The sequence below is a fragment of the Martelella limonii genome (assembly GCF_013344475.1).
Classification (GTDB): Bacteria; Pseudomonadota; Alphaproteobacteria; order Rhizobiales; family Rhizobiaceae; genus Martelella; species Martelella limonii.
In genome coordinates, this window is record NZ_JABUOU010000012.1 from 83,246 (window position 1) to 105,843 (window position 22,598).

22 protein-coding genes are annotated in these 22,598 nt (G+C 61.1%); 13 read left to right on the forward strand and 9 right to left on the reverse strand.

Annotated elements, in window-relative coordinates:
- Nucleotides 1-20 precede the first annotated feature (20 nt).
- Entirely contained in the window at nucleotides 21-1,595 is a 1,575-nt protein-coding gene (locus tag HPQ62_RS19330) for an acyl CoA:acetate/3-ketoacid CoA transferase (RefSeq protein WP_174804234.1), read from the reverse strand.
- A gap of 3 nt (nucleotides 1,596-1,598) precedes the next feature.
- Nucleotides 1,599-2,600, reverse strand: coding sequence for a Gfo/Idh/MocA family protein (locus tag HPQ62_RS19335; RefSeq protein ID WP_174804235.1), 1,002 nt, complete (start codon nucleotides 2,598-2,600; stop codon nucleotides 1,599-1,601).
- A gap of 333 nt (nucleotides 2,601-2,933) precedes the next feature.
- Between HPQ62_RS19335 and HPQ62_RS19340 the strand changes: the two genes are divergently transcribed.
- The 6 genes from HPQ62_RS19340 (at nucleotide 2,934) to HPQ62_RS19365 (ending at nucleotide 7,170) form a co-directional block, all read left to right on the forward strand.
- On the forward strand, nucleotides 2,934-3,677 hold the full coding sequence (locus HPQ62_RS19340; RefSeq protein ID WP_174804236.1) for a sugar phosphate nucleotidyltransferase: 744 nt from the start codon (nucleotides 2,934-2,936) through the stop codon (nucleotides 3,675-3,677).
- On the forward strand, nucleotides 3,677-4,303 hold the full coding sequence (locus HPQ62_RS19345) for a PI-PLC domain-containing protein (RefSeq protein ID WP_174804237.1): 627 nt from the start codon (nucleotides 3,677-3,679) through the stop codon (nucleotides 4,301-4,303). The genes HPQ62_RS19340 and HPQ62_RS19345 overlap by 1 nt, the downstream gene beginning before the upstream one ends.
- Before the next feature lie 2 nt (nucleotides 4,304-4,305).
- Entirely contained in the window at nucleotides 4,306-4,956 is a 651-nt protein-coding gene (locus tag HPQ62_RS19350) for an HAD family hydrolase (RefSeq protein WP_174804238.1), read from the forward strand.
- Entirely contained in the window at nucleotides 4,953-5,693 is a 741-nt protein-coding gene (locus HPQ62_RS19355) for a glycosyltransferase family 2 protein (RefSeq protein WP_174804239.1), read from the forward strand. Before HPQ62_RS19350 ends, HPQ62_RS19355 begins: the two co-directional genes overlap by 4 nt.
- Nucleotides 5,690-6,028 carry a hypothetical protein gene (locus HPQ62_RS19360; RefSeq protein ID WP_174804240.1) on the forward strand — a complete coding sequence of 113 codons (339 nt, stop codon included), beginning with the start codon at nucleotides 5,690-5,692 and terminating at the stop codon, nucleotides 6,026-6,028. The genes HPQ62_RS19355 and HPQ62_RS19360 overlap by 4 nt, the downstream gene beginning before the upstream one ends.
- A 149-nt stretch (nucleotides 6,029-6,177) precedes the next feature.
- Nucleotides 6,178-7,170 carry a WavE lipopolysaccharide synthesis family protein gene (locus HPQ62_RS19365; protein WP_174804241.1) on the forward strand — a complete coding sequence of 331 codons (993 nt, stop codon included), beginning with the start codon at nucleotides 6,178-6,180 and terminating at the stop codon, nucleotides 7,168-7,170.
- A 37-nt stretch (nucleotides 7,171-7,207) separates the two neighbouring features.
- Here HPQ62_RS19365 and choV read toward each other — a convergent pair whose 3' ends face one another.
- The 3 genes from choV to choX all read right to left on the reverse strand — a co-directional run bounded on the left by choV (nucleotide 7,208) and on the right by choX (nucleotide 10,199).
- Nucleotides 7,208-8,263, reverse strand: a complete 1,056-nt coding sequence (choV, locus tag HPQ62_RS19370; RefSeq protein ID WP_174804242.1) for a choline ABC transporter ATP-binding protein — start codon at nucleotides 8,261-8,263, stop codon at nucleotides 7,208-7,210.
- On the reverse strand, nucleotides 8,263-9,099 hold the full coding sequence (choW, locus tag HPQ62_RS19375; protein WP_174804243.1) for a choline ABC transporter permease subunit: 837 nt from the start codon (nucleotides 9,097-9,099) through the stop codon (nucleotides 8,263-8,265). The genes choV and choW overlap by 1 nt, the downstream gene beginning before the upstream one ends.
- 164 nt (nucleotides 9,100-9,263) lie before the next feature.
- On the reverse strand, nucleotides 9,264-10,199 hold the full coding sequence (choX, locus tag HPQ62_RS19380) for a choline ABC transporter substrate-binding protein (RefSeq protein WP_174804244.1): 936 nt from the start codon (nucleotides 10,197-10,199) through the stop codon (nucleotides 9,264-9,266).
- A gap of 209 nt (nucleotides 10,200-10,408) precedes the next feature.
- Between choX and betI the strand changes: the two genes are divergently transcribed.
- The 4 genes from betI to betA all read left to right on the forward strand — a co-directional run bounded on the left by betI (nucleotide 10,409) and on the right by betA (nucleotide 15,996).
- Nucleotides 10,409-10,984 (forward strand): choline-binding transcriptional repressor BetI, encoded by a 576-nt coding sequence (gene betI / locus HPQ62_RS19385; protein WP_174804245.1) that lies wholly within the window; start codon nucleotides 10,409-10,411, stop codon nucleotides 10,982-10,984.
- Nucleotides 10,981-12,498: a choline-sulfatase gene (gene betC / locus HPQ62_RS19390; RefSeq protein ID WP_174804246.1), complete on the forward strand. Its 1,518-nt coding sequence runs from the start codon at nucleotides 10,981-10,983 to the stop codon at nucleotides 12,496-12,498. Before betI ends, betC begins: the two co-directional genes overlap by 4 nt.
- Nucleotides 12,499-12,501: 3 nt before the next feature.
- Nucleotides 12,502-13,968, forward strand: coding sequence for a betaine-aldehyde dehydrogenase (betB, locus tag HPQ62_RS19395; RefSeq protein WP_174804247.1), 1,467 nt, complete (start codon nucleotides 12,502-12,504; stop codon nucleotides 13,966-13,968).
- A 348-nt stretch (nucleotides 13,969-14,316) separates the two neighbouring features.
- Complete coding sequence (gene betA, locus HPQ62_RS19400; protein WP_174804248.1) at nucleotides 14,317-15,996, forward strand: choline dehydrogenase; 1,680 nt, start codon at nucleotides 14,317-14,319, stop codon at nucleotides 15,994-15,996.
- Between the two features lie 327 nt (nucleotides 15,997-16,323).
- On the opposite strand, the gene secB is transcribed toward betA, so the two are convergent.
- Both secB and HPQ62_RS19410 read right to left on the reverse strand, forming a co-directional pair.
- The gene (gene secB / locus HPQ62_RS19405) at nucleotides 16,324-16,809 is read right to left on the reverse strand and encodes a protein-export chaperone SecB (protein WP_174804249.1); all 486 of its coding nucleotides are present in this window, start codon (nucleotides 16,807-16,809) and stop codon (nucleotides 16,324-16,326) included.
- 156 nt (nucleotides 16,810-16,965) lie between these two features.
- Nucleotides 16,966-17,469: an FxsA family protein gene (locus HPQ62_RS19410; protein ID WP_174804250.1), complete on the reverse strand. Its 504-nt coding sequence runs from the start codon at nucleotides 17,467-17,469 to the stop codon at nucleotides 16,966-16,968.
- A gap of 170 nt (nucleotides 17,470-17,639) precedes the next feature.
- On the opposite strand from HPQ62_RS19410, the gene HPQ62_RS19415 reads away from it, so the two are divergent.
- The 3 genes from HPQ62_RS19415 to HPQ62_RS19425 are packed head-to-tail and all read left to right on the forward strand — an operon-like array spanning nucleotide 17,640 to nucleotide 19,306.
- Nucleotides 17,640-18,341 (forward strand): Tim44/TimA family putative adaptor protein, encoded by a 702-nt coding sequence (locus HPQ62_RS19415; protein WP_174804251.1) that lies wholly within the window; start codon nucleotides 17,640-17,642, stop codon nucleotides 18,339-18,341.
- 36 nt (nucleotides 18,342-18,377) lie between these two features.
- Nucleotides 18,378-18,944: a Smr/MutS family protein gene (locus HPQ62_RS19420; protein WP_425312656.1), complete on the forward strand. Its 567-nt coding sequence runs from the start codon at nucleotides 18,378-18,380 to the stop codon at nucleotides 18,942-18,944.
- A complete protein-coding gene (locus HPQ62_RS19425; RefSeq protein ID WP_174804253.1) occupies nucleotides 18,941-19,306 on the forward strand; it encodes a helix-turn-helix domain-containing protein in 366 nt (121 codons plus the stop codon). The genes HPQ62_RS19420 and HPQ62_RS19425 overlap by 4 nt, the downstream gene beginning before the upstream one ends.
- A 30-nt stretch (nucleotides 19,307-19,336) precedes the next feature.
- Here HPQ62_RS19425 and HPQ62_RS19430 read toward each other — a convergent pair whose 3' ends face one another.
- Both HPQ62_RS19430 and HPQ62_RS19435 read right to left on the reverse strand, forming a co-directional pair.
- Complete coding sequence (locus HPQ62_RS19430) at nucleotides 19,337-21,856, reverse strand: HWE histidine kinase domain-containing protein (protein ID WP_174804254.1); 2,520 nt, start codon at nucleotides 21,854-21,856, stop codon at nucleotides 19,337-19,339.
- Nucleotides 21,856-22,392 (reverse strand): biliverdin-producing heme oxygenase, encoded by a 537-nt coding sequence (locus HPQ62_RS19435; RefSeq protein WP_174804255.1) that lies wholly within the window; start codon nucleotides 22,390-22,392, stop codon nucleotides 21,856-21,858. The genes HPQ62_RS19430 and HPQ62_RS19435 overlap by 1 nt, the downstream gene beginning before the upstream one ends.
- Nucleotides 22,393-22,598 lie beyond the last annotated feature (206 nt).

Below are 22,598 nucleotides of genomic sequence, written 5' to 3' on the forward strand. Positions count from 1 at the left end.
CCGCGGCGTTGCCGAAATGCTCATATCATCAGCCCCATCGGCTGTTCGGAAAGCAACGACAGCGGCATCACGGTCGCGTTTTCGGCCACCCGCACCCGTCCGCCGGAGGCGCCGACGATGTCGCGCTCGGGCTCGATCCCCGGCATGATCTCCGTTGCCACCAGCCCGTCATCGGTGATCCGCATCACGCAGCGTTCGGTGACGTAGAGCACGTCCTGGCCGGTTTCGCGGGCCCGGCGGCCGGAGAAGGTCACATGTTCGACTTCATCGACCATCTTGGAGAATTTGCCGGGCTTTTCGACCTTCAGGCCATCAGCGGTGAGGACAAGGCCCGCTGCGGCCTCGAAAAGCCCGGCAAAGACGATCCTGCGGGCGTTGGCGGTGATATCCACGAAGCCGCCGCAGCCAGCAGTCAGATACGGCTTCTTGCCGAGTTTGGAGACGTTGACATTGCCTTCGCGGTCGATCTCGAGGAAGGACAGGAAGGTCACGTCGAAACCGCCGCCCTGGAAATAGGTGAACTGGTTGGGAGAAGGCATGAAGGCGTCTGCATTCGACGCGCATCCGAAGGCAAAGCCGGTCAGCGGCACGCCGCCGACGGCGCCCTGTTCGATCGCCCAGGTCACCTTGCCGGCATGGCCCTCTTCCAGCAGGATGCGCGGCACCATGGCGCAGATGCCGAAGCCGAGATTTGCGGTCTGGCCGGCCGCAAGCTCCATCGCCGCGCGGCGCGCGATCACCTTTTCGACGCCGTGTTCGGCGAGGTCGAAATCTTCAAGCGGATGAATGATCTCGCCGGAGATTGCCGGATCGTAGAAGGTTTCGGTGGTCTGGTACTGGCCGGGATCGACCACGATGAAATCGACGAGATGGCCGGGCACGCGCACATCATGCGGGCGCAGCGTGCCGGCGGCGGTGACGCGCTTGACCTGGGCAATCACGATGCCGCGGTTGTTGCGCGCGGCAATGGCCTGATCGAGCCCGCCGAGATAGGCGCCCTCATGCTCATAGGTGAGGTTGCCGTGCTCGTCTGCGGTGGTGGCGCGCAGGATGGTGACGTCGGGCGCGAAATTCTTGAAATGCAGCCAGGTATCGCCGGCAAATTCGACGCGGGAGACGATCGGGCTTTCGCTGGCACGCGCGTTCATCGCGCAACCCTCTCGGAGCGGATCGACAAAGGTGTCGAGGCCGACCTTGGTAAGCACGCCGGGGCGTCTGGCGGCAACATCGCGCTGCATGTCGAACAGGATCCCGGAGGGCACGTTATAGGCCGCGATCCGGTTGTCGACGACCATCTTCCAGATTTCCGGCATCGGGAGCGACGAGGCGCCGCTTGGATAGGAGCCCGCAATCACGGTATCGAGAAGGCCGTCCTGGGCAATATGGTCGATGCCCTTGATGCCGTACATGTCGCCGGCGGCGATCGGGTGGATGGTGGTCAAACGGCGCGGATGGCCCGTTGCCGCAAATCGCGCCCCAAGGGCCTCAAGCACCTTGTCCGGGCAGCCGAGGCCCGAGGAGGAGGACACGGAAACGATTGCCTGATCGGCGATATGGCTGACGGCGGCCTCGGCGGTGACGATCTTGCCCGGCATTCTTCACATTCCTTCGTAATTGACGTCGACGGCCCGGCCTTCGTGCGCGGACTGGCGCACGGCCATGGCGACAGCGAGCGATTTCACGCCGTCGACGCCATCGGCTGCAGGCCTGCCCGTGCCGGAAACGGCGCGGTTGAAGGCGGCGAGCGCATAGTCATAGAGATTGCCGCTGTCATAGGGCAGTTCGGTCTCGCCCGAAGCATTCACCAGTGTGACCGTGCCCTTCGGCTGCTGGGTCATGACATTGCGTGCGAAGATCGAGCCTTCGGTGCCGTGGACTTCGAGCCCGGAGCCCGCAAACGGATGGGTGAAGCTTTCATGGCTCTGAACCATTACGCCGGACGGCATCGTCCAGACCGACATGACGCTGTCTTCGACACCCTGGCCGAGGCCGGAGCTGACCGCCTGGGCGACGACCCGCTCGGGGTCCTCGTCGAGGTAGAAGCGGACGGTATCGGCATCATGTACGGTGATATCGGGGATCACGCCGCCGCCGGCATCCGGATTGTCGATCCGCCAGCCGCGCAGGTGTTTCGGCAGCAGGACCGCATGGAACACCCGCATCGACAGAACCTTGCCGATCCGTCCCTCGGCAATGGCGGCCTTGGCGGCCCGGTGGGTGCCGGCGCAGCGCAAGTGATGGTTGGTGGCAAACACCACACCTTTTCTGGCGGCGGCGTGCACCATCGCCCTGGCATCGGCAACGCTCATCGCCAGCGGCTTCTCGCAGAGCACGTGCTTGCCCGCGGCAATTGCCGCCAGCGCCTGGTCGCGGTGCTTCTCATTGGTGGTCGAGATGTAGACGGCATCGATAACGGGGCTTGAAAGCAGGCTGTCGAGATCGGTCTCGGCCCGGACGATCCGGTGGCGTTCGGCATAGGCTGCGCCGCGTTCCCTGCTGGACGACAGCACGGCCTCGACGCTGTTGCCGTTCTGGGCCCTGATCGCGCCGATGACGTGTTCGGCAGCAATCGTGCTGGCCCCGATGAGACCCCATTTCATGCCGCTCCTCCCGATTTGGCACGTTCCAATTTTTCTTATGTTTAGCCCTTGGGTTGCGCTCAGTCAATCTGCCTTCGAAAATTAGGTATAGAACGGGACAGAAAAATGAGAGGAAGGCGTCCGTCTGTCTGCGGGAAGCGCATGGAAAACCGGCAGGCGGGCGCGGTCATTTCTGGTAAAACGGGTCTCATCCATGCGCAATCGCTGTTCATATTATGCGACTACAGGTAAGTAATGTTGAGCGCAGTGGATGCGGTGATCTGATATAGAGAGGCAAATGCCCTTGCGTGAGCGGGGTGCATTCGGCTGAGGGAGCCGGCAGGGAAAAATAGAGTGCTGAATATTGTTATACCGATGGCTGGCCGGGGCAGCCGTTTTGCTGATGCCGGCTACACCGACCCGAAGCCGCTGATACCGGTTCACGGCAAGCCGATGATACAGGTCGTGGTGGAGAATCTGACGCCTGACGTCGATCACCGTTTCATCTTCATCTGCCAGTCCGCCCATATCCGCGAATACGGCCTTGAAGAGAAGCTGACGGCGCTTGCCGGCAATGTCGAGATCATCGGCATCGATCATATCACCGAAGGGCAGGCCTCGACCGTGCTGCTCGCAGAGCATCTGATCGACAATGACGATCCGGTCATGACGGCCAATTCCGATCAATATATCGATATCGACATCAACGACTATCTGCGCTTCATGGACGAGGGCGGATATGACGGGATGATCATGACGATGAAGGCGGATGACCCGAAATGGTCGTTCGTGCGCGCCGAAGGCGGACATGTGGTTGAAACCGCGGAAAAGCGGGTGATCTCCGATGATGCGACGGTTGGCGTCTACAATTTCAGGACCGGGCGCGATCTGGTCTCGGCAACCAAGGCGATGATCGCCGATGACGAACGCGTCAATGGCGAGTTCTATATCTGTCCCGCCTATAACCACCTGATCCGCGACGGCCGCAAGATCGGTCATTATTCGATCGGCACCGAGGCCGATGGCATGTACGGTCTCGGCATTCCCGCCGATCTCGACCTGTTCCTCAACCATCCCGTATCGGAAAAGGTGCGCTGATGGAGGTTCTGTCGCACCGGGGGCTCTGGGAGAGCGCCGAGGAAAAGAACGCGATGACGGCCTTTGCCCGCTCGTTCGATCTCGGCTTCGGCACCGAAACCGATCTCAGGGACCATGAAGGCGAGATCGTGATTGCTCATGACATGCCGAAAGGGAACGAGCCGCGGCTTTCGGACGTTCTGAAGCTGATGGCAGGGCGAAATCTGATGCTCGCGCTGAACATCAAGGCGGACGGGCTGAGTGCCAAGGTGAAGGAGATACTGGAGGCCCACGGCCATACCAGTTATTTCGTGTTCGACATGTCGCTGCCCGATCTCGTTCGCCAGCTTGCCGATGGCCTGACGGCGTTCACGGGACTGAGCGATCTGCAGCCGAACCCGCCGCTGATCGATGAATGCGACGGCGTCTGGCTCGACTGTTTCCGCTCCGACTGGTACGGGCCGGGTCTGATCGACGGGCTGATCGGACGGGGCAAAAGGGTCTGTATCGTGTCGAGTGATCTGCACCGGCGCGACACGGCCTTGCAGTGGTCGATCATAAAAACGGCCAAATGCATCGATAGCCGCCAGCTCTATCTGTGCACGGATGCTCCGCTTGCGGCGCGGGACTATTTCGGGGGAGAATGACGATGACGATCAAGGCAGTCATTTTCGATATGGACGGCGTCCTGATCGAAGCCAAGGAATGGCATTACGATGCGCTCAACCGGGCGCTGGGTCTGTTCGGCTTCACCATCGAGCGTCACGAGCATCGCACGGTCTATGATGGTCTCCCGACGCGCACGAAGCTGCAGCGTCTGACGACAGAGAAGAAGCTGCCGCCCTATCTTCACGATTTCATCAATGAGATGAAGCAGCTCTACACGATGGAAATCATCTATGAGCGCTGCCGTCCGCGGTTCGATCACGAATATGCGCTGTCGCGGCTGAGGATGGAGGGCTATCACCTGGCGGTTGCCTCCAACTCGATGCGCGATACGGTGACGCTGATGATGGAGAAGGCAAGCCTTGCGCCCTATCTCGACTTCCGTCTGTCGAACCAGGATGTCAACAAGAGCAAGCCAGATCCGGAAATCTATCTGAAGGCGATCGAACGCATGGGGCTTTCCGCGAAGGAATGCCTGATCGTGGAGGACAATCCGAACGGCGTGAAGGCGGCAACGGCTTCCGGTGCGCATGTGATGGTCGTGAAGGAAGTCGACGAGGTCACCTATGCCCGCATCAAGGCGCGCATCGCGGAGATCGAGGCGGCGGAAAAGGCAGTGGGGTCGGCAGCATGAAGATCGTGGTTCTCATGGGCGGGGGCAATCTCGACATCAAGAGCGAGCGCTATCCCCTCTACATGACCGAGTTCAATGAGGAAATGGTGCTCGAGCGCCAGATCGCCGCCCTGCAGAAACTCGAGCCGCGCGACATCATCTTCTGCGTGAGAAGCACGGATATCAGCAATTTCAACGTTGACGACATGATCCGCCAGAGCGCCGACAATGCGATCTGCGTGGAGGTCGCCGGGCCGACGGCCGGATCGGTCTGCACCGCGCTTCTGGCTGCGGAGCATATCGACGACAATGAGGAAGTGGTGCTGGTTGCCGCCGACGAGTTGATCGACACCGATCTATCCGAGATCGTCAAGGCGTTTCGCGCACGGCAGTGCGATGCCGGTGTCCTGTCGTTCCGCTCGGTCCATCCGCGCTATTCCTTTGCGCTGGTCGATGAGGACGGCAATGTCTGCGAGATTGCCGAGAAGAAGCCGATCAGCAAGCACGCGCTGGCAAGCTTCTATTACTTCCGCTCGGGCCGCGATTTCGTGCGCTCGGCACTCAACGTGGTGCGCAAGGATCGCAAGATCAACAATGCCTTCTATATCAGCCAGACCATCAACGAGATGATCCTCAGGCATGCGAAGGTCGGGATCGAGCATATCGCGAATGATTGCTTTCATCCGCTGAAGACCGAGATGCAGCTGGCGCAATATATTTCCCAGCTCAACGATCACAAGGAAGGCTTGCTCCATTGAAGACCGCACGGCTCGACGACATGGTGAAGGGCTGGTTTATCGGGAACTTTGATCCGAGCCTTGCCAAGACCGAAGACGTGGAAGTTGCCGTAAAGCGATACAAGCGCGGCGACAGCGAGGTGATGCATTTTCACAAGATCGCCACCGAATATACCGTTGTGGTGCAGGGGCGGGTCTTGATGAACGGCGTCGAATACGGCGCGGGCGATATCATCGTGATGGAACCGGGCGAAGCGACCGATTTCGAGTGCCTGGAAGACGATACTGTGAATGTGGTGGTCAAGCTCCCCGGCGCTTCGCATGACAAGTATATCAGCGATCGGGCAAGTCAGTAGATAGAGTGGACAGAGTTTTAATCGACTGAATAAAGTTCACGATATGATTGAACTCAAAAAAGGCTCGATCGGACGGCTCTACAATATTAGAGTTGCGTGTAGTATAAGAATAGATCCGAACTGAGGCACGCCTTCTGCGTGTAGGTAAGATGGACAAGAGCGAAATCACATTTGTGTTTCAGGGCGTGGTCGACAAATCGTTCCTACGCTGCAGTTTCGCGGCTGTGCGACGTTTCTTTCCCTCGTCGAGGATCATCCTGTCGACCTGGAAGGGAACCGATACAGCCGGGCTGGATTGCGACGAGGTGGTGCTGTGCGACGATCCGGGCTTCTTCTACTATTCGCCGCGGGCCGGTGAAAAGCCGAACAACGTCAACCGCCAGATCGTCGGTACCATGGCAGGTCTTGCAAAGGTGAAAACGGAATACTGTTTCCGCATGCGCACCGATTTCAGGCTGACCGGCGATGATTTCCTGCGCTATTTCGATGCCTATCCGGACAGCGCTGAGCCCTACAAGGTGTTTTCGCACAAGCTCCTGGCCGCCTGCTATTTTTCGCGTAATCCGCGTTCCAGGGTGAGTTTTCCGTTTCACCCCTCCGATCTCGCCTTCTTCGGGCGCACCGACGATATCCGCAAGATGTTCGACGTGCCGCTGATGACGGAGAAGGAGGCGAACTGGGATACGGGCGGCGCGCGCTACAACCGCTACACGCCGGAACAGCACATCTTCGTCAATGCGCTGCGCCGGGACGGACGCAGCGTGCCTTGCGACTATTACAAGGACGCCAATCCGCAGGCGATCCTGGAGACCGAGAAGTACTTCGCCTCCAACTTCATATTCCTCACCTTCGACCAGTTCGACCTGGCACCCTCGAAGCCCACCTTCGTGATGAAGGTGCATCCGAACTCGTTCATGACCTGCTACACCCACAATGAATGGATCGGGCTTTACCGCAAGCATGTCGATGCGAGCACGCCGGTGCCTTCAGAAGACGCCGAGCGCGAGAAGATCGAGAGGTTGTACAAGCCCTACAAGGTCTGCCGCCTGATCGGCAATGTGATCTCGCTTCCGTTCAAGAGCAAGGTCCGCCGTCGGGCGATCCGCACCGGCGTTCTGGAATTCTTCCTGCTGCCGCGCTGAGAGCACGGCGGCAGGAAAAGGCTAGAGGAAAAGCCGGTCAGGTTTCCGACAGGCTGTCCTCTTCCATCCCGTTTGCGGGGTTGAGTGCGGTCACGACATCCGAGGGGCGGATGCTTCCGAGGCTTTCGCCATCCTTGCCGACCACCTTGAGCACCGCGCCGTTGCCGAGCGCATCCATCATCGCCGAAAGCTTGGTTTCCGCCCCGACGGTGGGGGAGTCCGCGGGAGCGTCCTCGCTGCTCATCACGTCGCGGGCGCGCAGCACGCCGAGCGGATTCACATTGGCCACGAAATCCGCGACATAGGCGTTTGCCGGCTTGCGCACGATTTCCGACGGTGTGCCGCACTGGACGATGCGCCCGCCTTCCATGATGGCAATCCTGTCGCCGATCTTGAAGGCTTCGTCGAGGTCGTGGCTGACGAAGATGATGGTGCGCTTCAGGTTCTGCTGAAGCTCGATCAACTCGTCCTGCAGGCGGGTGCGGATCAGCGGGTCGAGCGCGGAGAACGGCTCGTCCATCAGCAGGATGGGCGCCTCGGTGGCAAAGGCGCGGGCAAGGCCGACGCGCTGCTGCATGCCGCCGGAAAGTTCGCCCACAAGCTTGCCGCCCCAATCCTGAAGGCCGACCAGCTTGAGCTGCGCCTTTGCCTTTTCCAGACGCTCCTTCTGGCCCATGCCGGCAAATTCCAGACCCAGAGCGACGTTTTCCAGAACGGTGCGCCATGGCAGCAGGCCGAACTGCTGGAACACCATGGAAACCCTTGAGAGCCGGATGTTGCGGAGCGTCTTGGCGTCGGCGGCGGTGACATCGATCATGCCATTGCCGTCATTGACCAGGACGCGGCCGCGGCAGACCGGGTTCAGCCGGTTGACGGCCCTCAGCAGCGTCGACTTGCCGGAGCCGGAAAGCCCCATCAACACCAGAAGCTCACCCTCGCCGACCGTCAGCGAACAGTTGTGGACGCCGAGTACCTGGTCGGTCTCGCTCTGAACCTCGGCGCGGCTCTTGCCCGCGTCCATCAGCGGCAATGCGCTTTTCGGTCGATCGCCGAACACGATGTTCACATCTTCGAAAACAACAGCATCAGCCATCAGTGCTTCCTCTCGATCTTGAGAACGCGGTCGAGAATGATGGCAACGACGACGATGACGAAGCCGCTCTCGAACCCGAGCGCCGGATTGACCTGGTTGAGTGCCCGCACCACCGGCACGCCGAGGCCGTCGGCGCCGACAAGGGCTGCGACCACCACCATCGACAGCGACAGCATGATGGTCTGGTTGAGGCCCGCCATGATCTGTGGCAGCGCGTAATGGAGCTCAACCTTGGTCAGCTTCTGCCAGCCGGTGCCGCCAAAGGCATCTGCGGCCTCGAGCAATGGCTTGGGCACGGTGGAAACACCGAGATAGGTGAGCCTGATCGACGCCGGCACCACGAAGATGACGGTGGCGAGAAGCCCCGGCACCATGCCGATGCCGAAAAAGACGATGGCCGGAATGAGATAGACGAAGGTCGGCAGCGTCTGCATAAGGTCGAGAATGGGCTGCAGAACCTGATAGAGGCGCGGCCGGTGCGCGGCGAAGATGCCGATCGGAACGCCGATCGCCATGCAGATGATGCAGGAAGAGATCACCAGCGCGAGGCTCTCGGTGGTTTCTTCCCAATAGCCCTGGTTGACGATGAACAGAAAGCCCAGGAACACGAACAGCGAAACCTTCCAGTTGCGCTGCAGCCAGTAGGAGGCTGCCGTCACGATCACGGCGATCACGATCGGTCCGGGCGCCTGAAGGATCCATAGCAACTGATCGATCAGCCAGCCCATCACGTCGGCAAGGCCATCGAAGAACCAGCCGCCATGGGTCTGCAGCCAGTCGAAAATGTTCTGGGCCCAGTGTCCCAGCGGGATCTTGTAGTCCGTCAGCCAATGCAAGAGACTGCTCCTTTTTTCCCCGTGTCGTCCGTCTGCCGGTCCTGGCAGAAGGCGATCCTGCCCGACGATCTTCGGCGGGCGCGTGCGGCGTGATCAACACCGGCACGCAAACGTCATCAGAAAAGAAAAAGCCCGGTAAGCGGAGGCTTGCCGGGCTTGAAGTGTTAAAGACCGAGCGATTTCTTGACCGCCGGAAGCCCCGGCTCGCCCGAGGTGGTGGTCACGCCGTCGAGCCAGGCGTCGAGCGCATCCGGGTTGGCCTTGAGCCAGGCCGCCGTTGCATCAGCCTCGTTCTCGCCGTCGTTCAGGATCTTGCCCATGACTTCGTTTTCCATCGGCAGTGTGAACTTCAGGTTTTCAAGAAGCTTGGCGACGTTCGGGCAAGCCTCTGCATAGCCCTTGCGGGTCACGGTGCGCACGATGCCTTCGCCGCCGAAGAAGTCTTCGCCGCCGGTGAGATATTTCAGCGAATAGCTGGCATTCATCGGGTGCGGTTCCCAGCCGAGGAACACGATCGGCTCGTCCTTGCGGTACTTGCGGCCGACCATGGCCAGCATGCCCTGCTCGGAGCTCTCGACGACCTCGAAGCCCTCCAGGCCATGCTTGTTCTCATCGATCAGCGAGACGAGGTAGGCATTGCCTTCATTGCCGGGCTCGATGCCATAGATCTTGTGATCGAGTTCGTCGCCGAACTTGGCGATGTCGGCATAGGTCTTCAGACCCTTGTCATAGGTGTAGGTCGGAACGGCGAGCGTGTACTTCGTGCCTTCCAGATTGGTGGAGAGCACATCGATCTCGCCCTTGTCGATATAAGGCGTGATGGCGCTGCTCTGGGCGGGCATCCAGTTGCCGAGGAACACGTCGACGTCGTCGCTTTCGAGCGATGCGAAGGTCACAGGCACGGAGAGAACCTTGACGTCGACCTTGTAGCCGAGGCCTTCCAGCAGATGCTTGGCCGTCGCGGTGGTTGTCGTGATGTCTGTCCAGCCCACGTCGGAGAAGCTGACGCTGTCGCAGGCGGTTTCGGCTTTGGCCGCGCCAGCGGTAAGGGCGGTGGCGGCGGCAAGGGTGGCAATCGTCATTTTCAGGTAATGAGACATGTCAGCTTTCCTTTCGGGTCTGTTGGTACAAGGCCGTTATGGATGGTTCGGCGTGTCAGAAATTAACCATGGCTTTTTGATTGATCACTCAATCAATATAACATATGTTAATTTCTGTAAACGGCGACGCATCCAGAAATGCATAGTTTTTCGCCAAAGATCAGCAGTGAGCAATTTTTCAGCGAGTTGAGCCGATGCCGAAAATCGGAATGGAAGCCATACGCCGCGAGGCGCTTGTACAGGCGGCTATCACCGAAGTCGGCCAGGTCGGCATGGTGGAAGTCACGGTCGCAAAGATCGCCAAGCGGGCCGGCGTTTCGCCAGCGCTTGCGCATCATTATTTCGGCTCCAAGGAGAAAATCTTGTTTGCGGCCATGCGGCGCATCCTTGATGAGTTCGGAACCTCGGTCAAGGCCCGATACAAGGATGCGTCCACGCCGCAGGACCGGCTGGAGGCGATCATTCAGGCTTCGTTCGGGCCGGATCAGTTCGATCCCGCCGTCGTGGCTGCCTGGCTCGCATTCTATGTTCAGGCGCAGCGCAAGGGCGACGCCAGCCGTCTGCTGTCCATCTACGAGGCGCGGCTGCGCTCGAATCTGATCTTCGCGCTTCGCCAGCTCGTCACCGTCGAAGCCGCCAGGCGCATCGCGACCGGCCTCGGATCGCTGATCGACGGCTTCTACCTGCGTGCGGCGCTCAAGGATTTCGGTGCCGGCCGGGACGAGGCGGTCGAAATGACGCTGGAATATCTCGAACTCATACTCGCCAAGGAGATGTCCGCATGAGTGCACGACCGAACATTCTTGTTCTGATGGTCGATCAGCTTGCCGGCACGCTGTTTCCCGACGGCCCGGCCGATTTTCTGCACACACCCAACCTGAAGAAGCTTGCAGAGCGCTCCGCGCGGTTTCAGAACGCCTATACCGGATCGCCGCTCTGTGCGCCGGCGCGTGCCGCATTCATGGCCGGCCAGCTTCCCCGGCGCACCCGTGTCTATGACAATGCCGCCGAATTTGCTTCCGACATTCCGACCTATGCCCATCACCTGCGCCGTGCGGGTTACCAGACGTCACTTTCCGGCAAGATGCACTTCGTCGGTCCCGACCAGATGCATGGCTTCGAGGAACGGCTCACGACCGACGTCTATCCAGCCGATTTCGGCTGGACGCCGGATTATCGCAAGCCCGGAGAGCGGATCGACTGGTGGTATCACAATATGGGCTCGGTGACGGGCGCCGGCATTGGAGAGATCACCAACCAGCTCGAATATGACGACGAGGTCGCCTATGAGGCGGTGCGCAAGATCTACGATCTTGGCCGCCGCAAGGAAGACCGGCCGTTCATGCTGACCGTCTCCTTCACCCACCCGCACGACCCTTACGTGGCGCGCAAGAAGTACTGGGACCTCTACGAGGACTGCGCCCATCTTGATCCTGAAATCGGCACGCTTGATTACGACCAGCAGGACAATCATGCCAGGCGCATTCTGGATGCCAACGACTGGCACAAGGCCACCATCGAGAAACAGGACATCCGCAATGCGCGGCGCGCCTATTTCGCCAATGTCTCCTATATCGACGACAAGATCGGCGAGATCCTCTCAGCGCTCGACAGCGTCGGCTTTGGCGAAGATACCGCGATCGTGTTCGTCTCCGACCATGGCGACATGCTGGGCGAGCGCGGGCTCTGGTACAAGATGTGCTTCTACGAGGGCTCGGCGCGCGTGCCGCTGATGGTGGCGGCGCCCGGCGTTGCGCCAGGTCTTGTCAAGACGCCGGCGTCCTCGATCGACATCGCCCCGACGCTTGCCGATATCGCCGGGATCGATCTTGGCGAGATCGAACCGTGGGTGGATGGAGAAAGCCTGTTGCCGGTGGCGGCAGGCGCCGAACGGAAACGGCCGGTGCGGATGGAATATGCGGCGGAGGCCTCTCAGGCGCCGCTGGTCTCGATCCGCGAAGGCCGGTTCAAGTATAATCACTGCGAACTCGATCCGCCGCAGCTCTTCGATCTGCAGGCCGATCCGCACGAGCTGAAGAACCTTGCCGATGAACCCGCGCATGCCGAAACGGCGGCGGATTTTGCCGCGAAGGTGCGGACATACTGGGACATGCAGGCCTTTGACGACGAGGTGCGCGAAAGCCAGGCGCGCCGCCATGTCGTCTACGAGGCGCTCAGGGCCGGCCAATACCGGGCCTGGGATTTCCAGCCGGTCAAGGATGCATCCGAGCGCTTCATGCGCAATCACATGGACCTGAACATACTTGAGGCCAGCCAGCGCTGGCCACGAGGGGAGTAAATCATGCGGGCACAACCCGAAGCCAGCCATTTCATCGATGGCGCCTATGTTGAAGACGATGCCGGAAAGGCGTTTGAAAGCGTTTATGCCGCCACCGGCGCGGTGATCGCGAAACTCCACAGCGCGACGCCTGCGATCATCGAAAAGGCGATGGCCTCCGCCGTCCGTGCCCAGCGTGAATGGGCCTCATGGCTGCCGGCCGAGCGCGCCCGCGTGCTGCGCCGCGCCGCCGACATCATCCGCGCGCGCAACGAGGCGCTGTCGGAACTCGAAACGCTCGACACCGGCAAGGCCATTCAGGAAACGCTGGTGGCCGACGCCTCCTCCGGCGCCGACAGTCTCGAATGGTTTTCCGCCCAGGCCGCCTCGCTTTCGGGTGAAAGCGTGCCGCTTGGCGATGACGCCTTTGCCTATACGGTGCGCGCGCCGCTCGGCGTCTGCGTCGGCATCGGTGCGTGGAACTATCCGACCCAGATCGCCTGCTGGAAGGCCGCACCCGCGCTCGCCGCAGGCAATGCCATGGTGTTCAAGCCATCCGAAATGACGCCGCTCTGTGCGCTGAAGCTTGCCGAGATCTTCATCGAAGCCGGTGCGCCCAAGGGGCTGTTCAACGTGGTTCAGGGCTTCGGCGATGTCGGCGCGGCGCTTTCCACCCACAAGGATACCGCCAAGGTCTCGCTCACCGGTTCGGTGCCGACGGGAGCGAAGGTCTATGCCGCAGCCGCCTCCGGCATGCGTCATGTGACCATGGAGCTTGGCGGCAAGTCGCCGCTCATCGTGTTCGAGGATGCCGATCTCGAAGATGCGATCGGCGGCGCGATGCTTGGCAACTTCTATTCGACAGGCCAGATCTGCTCCAACGGCACGCGTGTCTTTGTCCAGAAATCGATCCTGGAAAAATTCCTGAGCCGCCTTGCAGAGCGCACCGCGGCGATCCGTCTCGGCGATCCGCTCGATCCCGAAACCCACCTCGGCCCGCTGATTTCGCAAGGCCAGCGCGACAAGGTGATGTCCTATATCGAGAAGGGCAAGGCAGAACGCGCGCGCCTCGTGATCGGCGGGGGCATTCCGGCAGGGGACGGCTTTGAGAAGGGCGCCTATATCGAGCCGACCGTATTCGCCGATGTCACCGACGACATGACGATCGCGCGCGAGGAAATCTTCGGGCCGGTGATGAGCGTGCTCGCCTTCGAAACCGAAGACGAGGTGATCGAACGCGCCAACGGCACGGAATTCGGGCTCGCCGCCGGCCTGTTCACGAAGGACATCGCCCGCGCCCACCGCGTGGCGGGCAAGCTCGCCGCCGGCATCTGCTGGATCAACACCTATAACCTGACGCCCGTCGAAATCCCCTTCGGCGGCGTGAAGCATTCCGGTTTCGGGCGTGAAAACGGCAAGGCCGCGATCGAGTTCTATTCGCAGCTGAAGACGGTGCATGTGGCGCTGGGCAGGGTGGACGCACCTTATTGAGGAAAGAGGACGCTGCCACTTGTTCCTCCAATCTCCGCCCTTGAGGGGGAGATGCCCCGACAGGGGCAGAGTGTGAAGGTTGGGTTTTCACAAAAGGCCCTCCTTCTCCTTCGGCGTCATCCTCGGGCTTGACCCGAAGATCCAACCACGTCGGTCGCGAGCGGAGTAGGCGGGTCTTGCAGTGAAATACCCTAGCGGGACAGCCGGTACGCGTCTCGTGTTGAAAGGTGATTAGATCCTCGGGTCAAGCCCGAGGATGACGCAGAGAGAGGGGGAGAGGGTGTCGGTAGCGACGGGGCGATCAAAGAGCGCAAGCGGCGCCTCGCAAAACGCTCGCCCACCGAGGCAATGAAAGGTATTAAATTGGCTGAAGCAGATTTTGTCATCGTCGGTTCCGGTTCGGCAGGTGCGGCCATGGCTTACCGCCTGTCGGAAGACGGCAGGTATTCGGTGCTGGTGCTGGAATATGGCGGCACGGATATCGGGCCGTTCATCCAGATGCCCGCGGCCCTTTCCTATCCCATGAACATGAAGCGCTATGACTGGGGCTTCGAATCCGAGCCCGAGCCGAACCTCGGCAACCGCCGTCTCGCCACTCCGCGCGGCAAGGTGATCGGCGGCTCGTCCTCGATCAACGGCATGGTCTATGTGCGCGGCCATGCGATGGATTTCGACCATTGGGCCGAGGCAGGTGCGTCGGGCTGGGGCTATGCGGACGTGCTGCCCTACTTCAAGCGGATGGAAAACTGGCACGACAGCGGCCATGGCGGCGATCCGTCGTGGCGCGGCACGTCTGGTCCGCTCCATGTCCAGCGCGGTCCGCGCAAGAACCCGCTGTTTCACGCTTTCGTCAAGGCGGGAGAGCAGGCCGGGTTCGAACTGACCGACGATTACAACGGCGAGAAGCAAGAAGGCTTCGGGCCGATGGAGCAGACGGTCTGGAAGGGCCGGCGCTGGTCGGCGGCAAACGCCTATCTGAAGCCGGCGCTGAAGCGCGAAAACCTCGACATGATCCGCTGCTTCGCCCGCAAGGTGGTCATCGAGAACGGCCGCGCGGTCGGCGTCGAGATCGAGCGCGGCGGCAAGGTCGAAACCGTCCATGCGCGCCGCGAGGTGATCCTCGCCGCCTCGTCGATCAATTCGCCGAAGCTGCTGCTGCTCTCAGGCATCGGCCCGGCGGCGGAACTTGCAGAGCACGGCATCCCGCTCGTTGCCGACCGCCCCGGCGTCGGCAAGAACCTGCAGGATCATCTGGAGGTTTATATCCAGCAGGCGAGCACCCAGCCGATCACGCTTTACAAGCACTGGAATCTGTTCGGCAAGGCGCTGGCGGGTGCCGAGTGGCTGTTCTTCAAGACCGGCATCGGCGCTTCCAACCAGTTCGAAAGTGCAGCCTTCCTGCGCTCGGCTGCGGGCGTCGACTATCCCGATATCCAGTATCACTTCCTGCCGATGGCGGTGCGGTATGACGGCAAGGCGGCGGCGGAAGGTCACGGCTTCCAGGCTCATGTCGGGCCGATGCGCTCGGCCTCACGCGGCGCGGTCACGCTGAAAAGCGCAGATCCGGCAGAGGATCCGAAGATCGTGTTCAACTATATGAGCCATGAAAAGGACTGGGCCGATTTCCGCCGTTGTGTCCGGCTGACCCGCGAAATCTTCGCGCAGCCCGCTTTTGATCCCTATCGCGGCAAGGAAATCCAGCCGGGCGCGGATATTCAGACCGATGACGAGATCGACGCCTTCATCCGCGAACATGCCGAAAGCGCCTATCATCCCTGCGGCACGACCAGAATGGGCGACAAGAATGATCCGATGGCGGTGGTCGATCCGGAATGCCGCGTCATCGGCGTCGAGGGCCTGCGCGTTGCCGACTCGTCGGTCTTCCCGCGCATCACCAACGGCAATCTCAATGCCCCCTCGATCATGGTCGGCGAAAAGGCGAGCGACCACATTCTCGGCAAGGCGCCGCTGGCACCGGAAAACGCCGAGCCCTGGATGAACCCGCGGCGGGCGACATCCGACCGCTGAGCCTTCGGTTGCTCTCATCCTCTCCGAGCGTGAGGGAAGGATTGCAAACAGAACAAAAAACCCGGTCTTGCGACCGGGTTTTTCAATTCTGGTATGCGCTGGCGCTCAGTTGGCGGGCTGCCGTTGCACAGTTTCTGCGTCATCCTCGGGCTCGACCCGAGGATCCAGGAAGCGCTCTCCTTGTGGCATGGATGCTCGGGTCAAGCCCGAGCATGACACGATAAACGGCTGAGCGAGCCCATAGAGGAGCGGCTAGAGCGGCTAGAGAAGGGGGCTGATGCGAACAGCCCTCAAGCCTGGTGTCCTTGTCTGCTAATGCGCTGCCGCTCAGTTGGCGGGCTGCTGCTGGACCTTCGCGCGGGCCTGTTCTTCGGCCATGCGCTTCTGGAACATCTGCGCGAAATCGATCGGGTCGACCAGCAGCGGCGGGAAGCCGCCATTGCGGGTGGCGTCGGCAACGATCTGGCGCGCGAACGGGAACAGCAGGCGCGGGCATTCGATGAACAGCATCGGCAGCACGTGCTCCTTGGGGAAGCCCGATACGCGGAAGACGCCGCCATAGACCAGCTCGCACAGGAACATCGGCTTGTCGTTGGACTTGGCTTCCGCCTTCAGCGACAGCAGAACGTCGTAATTGTCGTCGCCAAGCGGGTTGGCATTGACATTGACGGAGATGTTGATCGCCGGCTGGGTGTCGCGCTTCTGCAGCGAGGCGGGCGCACCCGGATTTTCGAAGGAGAGATCCTTGATGTACTGGGTGAGAATGCTGAGCGACGGGCTCTGCTTCTGTTCCGCTCCGTTTTCCTCGGCCATGACGCGTCCTTTCGAGTGACTTCAAATTTCTTGCCGCATTTGCGCCACCGGCCGGGAAGCCAGCCTTGCCGCGAAATGCTCGGGGTGAATGCCAGTTAGCATTTAGCCGCGGGCCGTACAACCCTTGGCCGCCGGGCCTGGCGTGCCCGAAACGGCCTATTTCGGCCTGTCGGGATCGTCCGGCTTGCCGCCATCCGCCCAGGGCGAGTTCGGATCAGGATCGTGGGAAAAATCCGCAGCATCGAGATCGACCACCTTGGGGGTCTCGCGGCGGGGTTCGGGCCGGCTGCGGAAGGTCGCGCCGCGCGAGACGACCACCATGTTGCGGCTCATCCGGCGCCAGACGAAGTCCCGGAGCGGCGGTATGAACAGCAGCAAGCCGCAGATATCGCTGACGAAACCCGGGATCAGAAGCAGGATGCCGGCGAGCACGATCATGCCGCCATGGACGAGGTCGCGGCCGGGATTGCCGCCGTCGCGGACATCCTGGTTCAGCCGTTGCAGCACGCTGAAGCCCTGGATCCGCAGCAGGATCGCGCCGATCACGGCGGTGAGCATGATCAGGCCAAGGGTCGGAAACAATCCGATGGCACGGCCGACAATGATGAAGCCGGCAATTTCGACGAAGGGATAGAGAATGATAGCAATGAGAAGCGGCAAGTCGGTGTCCTGTCTGGCTTGTTTTATCCAGCTTGTCTTTTCTGGCTTTCGTTCGTTTTCCGGCCCATGGGAAATGCTAATATTTATACGATGTGTTACATTTGAATCATGGCCCTGTGAAGTCTATATGGGGATAGGAAACAACAAGGAAAACGGCGGTTACCATCAAAATGGGCACAAGCGATCTGATAACCCTCTTCTTCCTGATTGCCGCAGTGGTGATTTTCTTCCAGCTGCGCAACGTGCTCGGCCGGCGCACCGGCAATGAGAAGCCGCGCTATGAGCAGCCGGCGGTGCGTTCGCGCACCGATGCCATCGATGCCGGCCGCAGCGAAGGCAAGGTGATCACGCTTCCGGGCGTCGAGAAGGAACAGCAGGCCGCCCGCAAGGCAGCGATCGACAAGATCGCGCCCGCAGGCAGCAATGCCAATGCCGGCCTGAAGGCGATTGCGGAGGCCGATCCGCAATTCGATCCGGATGCCTTCCTGAAGGGTGCGCAAGCGGCTTACGAGATGATCGTGATGGCCTTTGCGGATGGCGATCGCCGCAGCCTCAAGAACCTGCTTTCGAAGGAAGTCTATGACGGCTTCAATGCCGCCATCAGCGAACGCGAGGCCAAGGGCGAGACGGTGAAGGCGAATTTCGTCGGCATCGAGAAGGCGGAGATCACCGAAGCCGAGCTGGAAAAATCGGAAGCCCGCATCACGCTCAGGATCGTCAGCCAGATGATTTCTGCGACCTATGGCAAGGATGGCGAGGTCGTCGACGGCGATCCGGAAGAGATCGCCGAGGTGCGCGATCTTTGGACCTTTGCGCGCGACACCAAGGCGCGTGATCCCAACTGGAAGCTGATCGCCACCGCCTCCGAATAGGCGATGAGCCGGCGGCCCTTCGCCTGACGGGAGTGACTGATGAGCCGGCGCAAGCTCTCGTCCGAGGAACGTGAACTTTGGAACAAGGTCGCGCGCACCGCGCGGCCGCTGCCCGGGCGAAAGCATGCACGGCCCGACGCGCCTGCGGAGGATTTCGCGGCGATGATGGCGCCGAAGCCGCCGTCGCCGGCCAAGGCGCAGCCTGTGAAATCGGGCGTGTCGCCGTTTGCGATCAGCCGGCAGAAGCCGGAGCCCACCCGCCACCATCCGCTCGAACGTCCGGTCAAGAAGAAGCTCGCCAAGGGTCGCATCGGCATCGATGCCCGGATCGACCTCCACGGCATGTTCCAGGACGAGGCGCATGCGTTTCTGCTCGCCTTCCTGCGCCGCGCCCATGACAAGGGACACCGCCACATCCTGGTGATTACCGGCAAGGGCGCTTCCTTCGGCAGCGACGGGGTTTTGAAGCGCACCGTGCCGCTGTGGTTCTCGCTCCCCGATTTCAGGCCCCTGATCTCCTCCTATGAGTCCGCATCCCGTCAGCATGGCGGCGAGGGTGCGCTCTATGTCCGGCTGGCCCGCAGGAAAGGGGATCCGGAATGACCCCCTTCGGCGATGCCGTCCGCCGGTTGCGCGCCGAGCGCGGCGTCACGCAAAAGCAGATGGCCGAGGCGATCGGGGTGTCGCCGGCCTATCTGTCCGCCCTTGAGCACGGACGGCGCGGCAAGCCGAGCTTCGATTTCCTGCAGCGTGTCGCGGGCTATTTCCACATCATCTGGGATGATGCCGAGGCGCTGTTCGAGATTGCCGATCATTCCCATCCACGGGTGACGATCGATACGATCGGCCTGCCATCGTCCCACACCGCGTTTGCAAACCGGCTGTCGCGCACCATCGGGATGCTGGATGAAAACGCGATTGCAGAGCTTGATGCAGTGATCGGGCGAAGGCTGCCCCGGCCGTGATGCAGCGCCCCCTTCAGGAAGCGCCGGTCTTTATTTGCTGAACAGCGAGCGGATCATGTCGTTGTCATAGGGTTTCGTCAGAATCCTGATCTCTTCGAGATCTTCCGGGAGGGTCAGGCTGTCGCCGTAACCGGAAGCGAAAAGGAAGGGCGTGTCGATCTGCTTCAGCCGGCGCGCCACCTCGAAACTGGTTTCATTGCCGAGATTGATGTCGAGCAGCGCGAAGTTGAAGCTGCGGCTGTCGAGCATGTCCATGGCAGCCTTGACCGTCGAGGCGACCGCCGTGTCATTGCATCCAAGCCGTTCGAAGATCATTTCGGCATCCATCGCGATCATCAGGTTATCCTCGACGATCAGGACGGATTCAGGCGCGCCGAAGGACATGAGGGTAGAGGCTTTCTGACCCTGCTCCGGCGCTGGTGGCACATCGTCCAGAACCACATGTTCTGCCGGTATCCAGAATTTGCCGGTAACCCCTTCCAGGCGGTAGGCAATGTCTGCCCGCCCGGACAGTTCGAACGGAATGGTCCGCTCGATGATGGTCGAGCCAAAGCCGCGCCGTTCGGGTGCCTTAACCGGGGGGCCGCCAACCTCGCGCCACTCGATGTTGAGGCTCGCGTCGTTTCCAAGCGTCCACTTGATCCGCACCCGGCCGCGCGCACTCGTGAGCGCGCCGTATTTGGCCGAATTGGTCATCAGTTCGTGGATGACGAGTGCCATCGACGTATAGGCTGTCGATGTCAGAAGAACCTGCGGTCCTTCGGTTTCGACCCGATCCTTCTTGTCGAGCAGATAGCTGTCCGCTTCGGTGCGGATCAGCTCCTCAAGTGCCGTCGGCGCCCAGTGATGACGGGTGATCTGGTCATGGGCCCGCGCCAGCGCCTGAATGCGGCCATCGAGCTTGGAAACCAGCTCGCCGGTCGAAATCGCGCCGACGCTGGTCTGGGAGATGAGGCCGCGCACAAGCCCCAGAATGTTGCGGACGCGGTGGTTAAGCTCGGCGATCAGCAGTTCCTGCTTCTGGCTGGCAAGCTTGCGCTCGCGGCTCGCCTCGTCCGTGAGCCGGAGAACGACTTCCAGCAGCATCACCCTCAACTGCGATGCAGCGCGCACATCGGCTGGCGTCCACGGCGCGCTCTGGCCGCGCACCGTCGTCTGCCAGGTCTCGAAACTCTTGCGTGGCGTCAGCCGGGCGCCATTCGGGCCGTAGCTCACCGGCTTTTCCGGATTGCCGGCCCAGTTGACGAGCTGCACCAGTTCGGCGCGGAAGAAAAGCAGATAGTCGCGCGGAGAGCGCGAGATCGGGATTGCCAGCACGCCTGCGGCGGTATCGATCAAGCTCTTCGCCTCGGGCATCAGGGTTTCGATCGCATGGTTGGCGTAGACCGCATTGCCGGGAAGCGCATTCAGATGATCGCAGAGCGCCAGGATATCCTCCTCGCTCGGCGTCCTGCCGCCGCCGACAACCATCTTTTCCTGCACCACGGCATAGCCGTCGGCGTTCAGGATATCCGCGAAGGATTCTGCCGACGAGCGCAACAGATCGGGCGTCGTCGTGTCCTTCGAAAGCGTGCGGGAGATATGGGCTGTCAGCCGGTTGACGACCTCGTCATTGGCGCGTTCGTCGGCGGAAAGTCGCGTCTGCAGCACGAGCGACAGCATGTGGCCGAACAGCAAGGCCGCATTTCTGAGGCGCATCGACGGCACGTGGCGCTTGCCGTGGTGGCAGGCTATCAGTCCCCAGAGCTGGCCGTTGACGATCACCGAGATCGACATCGACGCGCCGACATTCATGTTCCTCAGATATTCGAGGTGGATCGGCGATACGCTCCGAAGCCTGCTTCCCGAAAGATCCAGCGTCTCGTCATTGTCCGAAAGGATCGGCGAGCCCTCATCGGCGACCGACCCGATCAGCCGGATCGGGTTCTCGATGTAGAGCGCGCGGGCCTGTTTGGGAATGTCGGTTGCCGGATAGCGCAGGTTCAGGAACGGCTCGAGGTCGTGCTTCCTCGCCTCGGCCACCACTTCGCCGGTTTCGTCGGCGCCGAACTTGTAGAGCATCACCCGGTCAAAGCCGGTGATCACCTTTACGAAACGGACGGTATGATTGTAGACGGCGGCAAACGACGGCAGCTCCGCCATCCTGTCGATGGCGTTGCGGACATTGGCCATGTCGTTCGCAGCGCCTTCGACCGGTGTGGCGGGTTCGAATTCCAGGATGATGACACTCTCGAACCGGTGAACCGAGGCATCGAAACGCGCCTCCGTGCCGCAGAGTTGAAGGTCGTAGATGACCTCGACACCGCGATGCGGGTTCAGGAACTGCAGGCGGTTGCGGATGGTATGGATCGTATCGGGCGGCAGCAGCGCATCCGAGGGCTGGCCGATCAGCGAGGTCGCATCCATGCCCAGGAAATCATGAATGTTCTGAGAGGCATGCGAAATCACCCAGTCTTGCGAGACGGCCACCAGAAAGCCGAATTCCTGAACCCGGCCAAGAAGGTGGATTGGCTCGCGATCGCAATTTGTGAGGTCAACCTGGTTGTGCATCATACTCCCTCTGGGTCTCGCACGGCGTCCAGGTAGGCGGCAAAAACGGCTCTGGCTGACGTGACGGCCGCTTCAACGGCGCTTGGTGTTGCGGGCTGGCTCGCAAGCCAGTCCCGGAATGTTTTCCAGCAGTGCTGCCCTTCGCCATGGCGCAGAAATGCGTCGGGCACGCTGATATCGGATTTTGCAAGCTCTGCAAGCAGGTAACGCGCGCCAAGCCGCGATCCTTCCAGAACATAGGCGACGCCGGCCACCGAATCCTCATCGTTGAATGCGACCTTCGTTTCAGGTGGTGCCTCGAGTTCGAGCGCGTCCAGATCCTGCATGAGCGCATCCGTGCGCATCCGGTCGCCGGGCAGCGATGCAAAAGCTGGCTCTCCGGCAAGCCAGCGTTCCGCATGGGGCAGCACGCGGGCATGCATCAGCAGAAACCGTGCATAGCCGGCACGCGATGCGATCGGTGTCTGGCTGACGGCCCTGTCGAGGCGTTCATGAAGATGGGTTGTGTGCGTTCGCAGCTCGGCAAGAAAGTCCATTTGCTACTTAAATCGTTTTCGAAATGCGTAAATAACGGACTTGTAGATGAATATTTCTAGCAACGCCAGCGCTTTGCAAGAGAATATTTTGACGCTGCGCGGGGCATTAATCTAGTTTAAAATAATCAATGCTTCATGTCCAAGTAATGCAATTTTGTCGGCGCGACGGGCGCGGCCGAAGCTGTCATCCCGGCTTGGCCGTCATG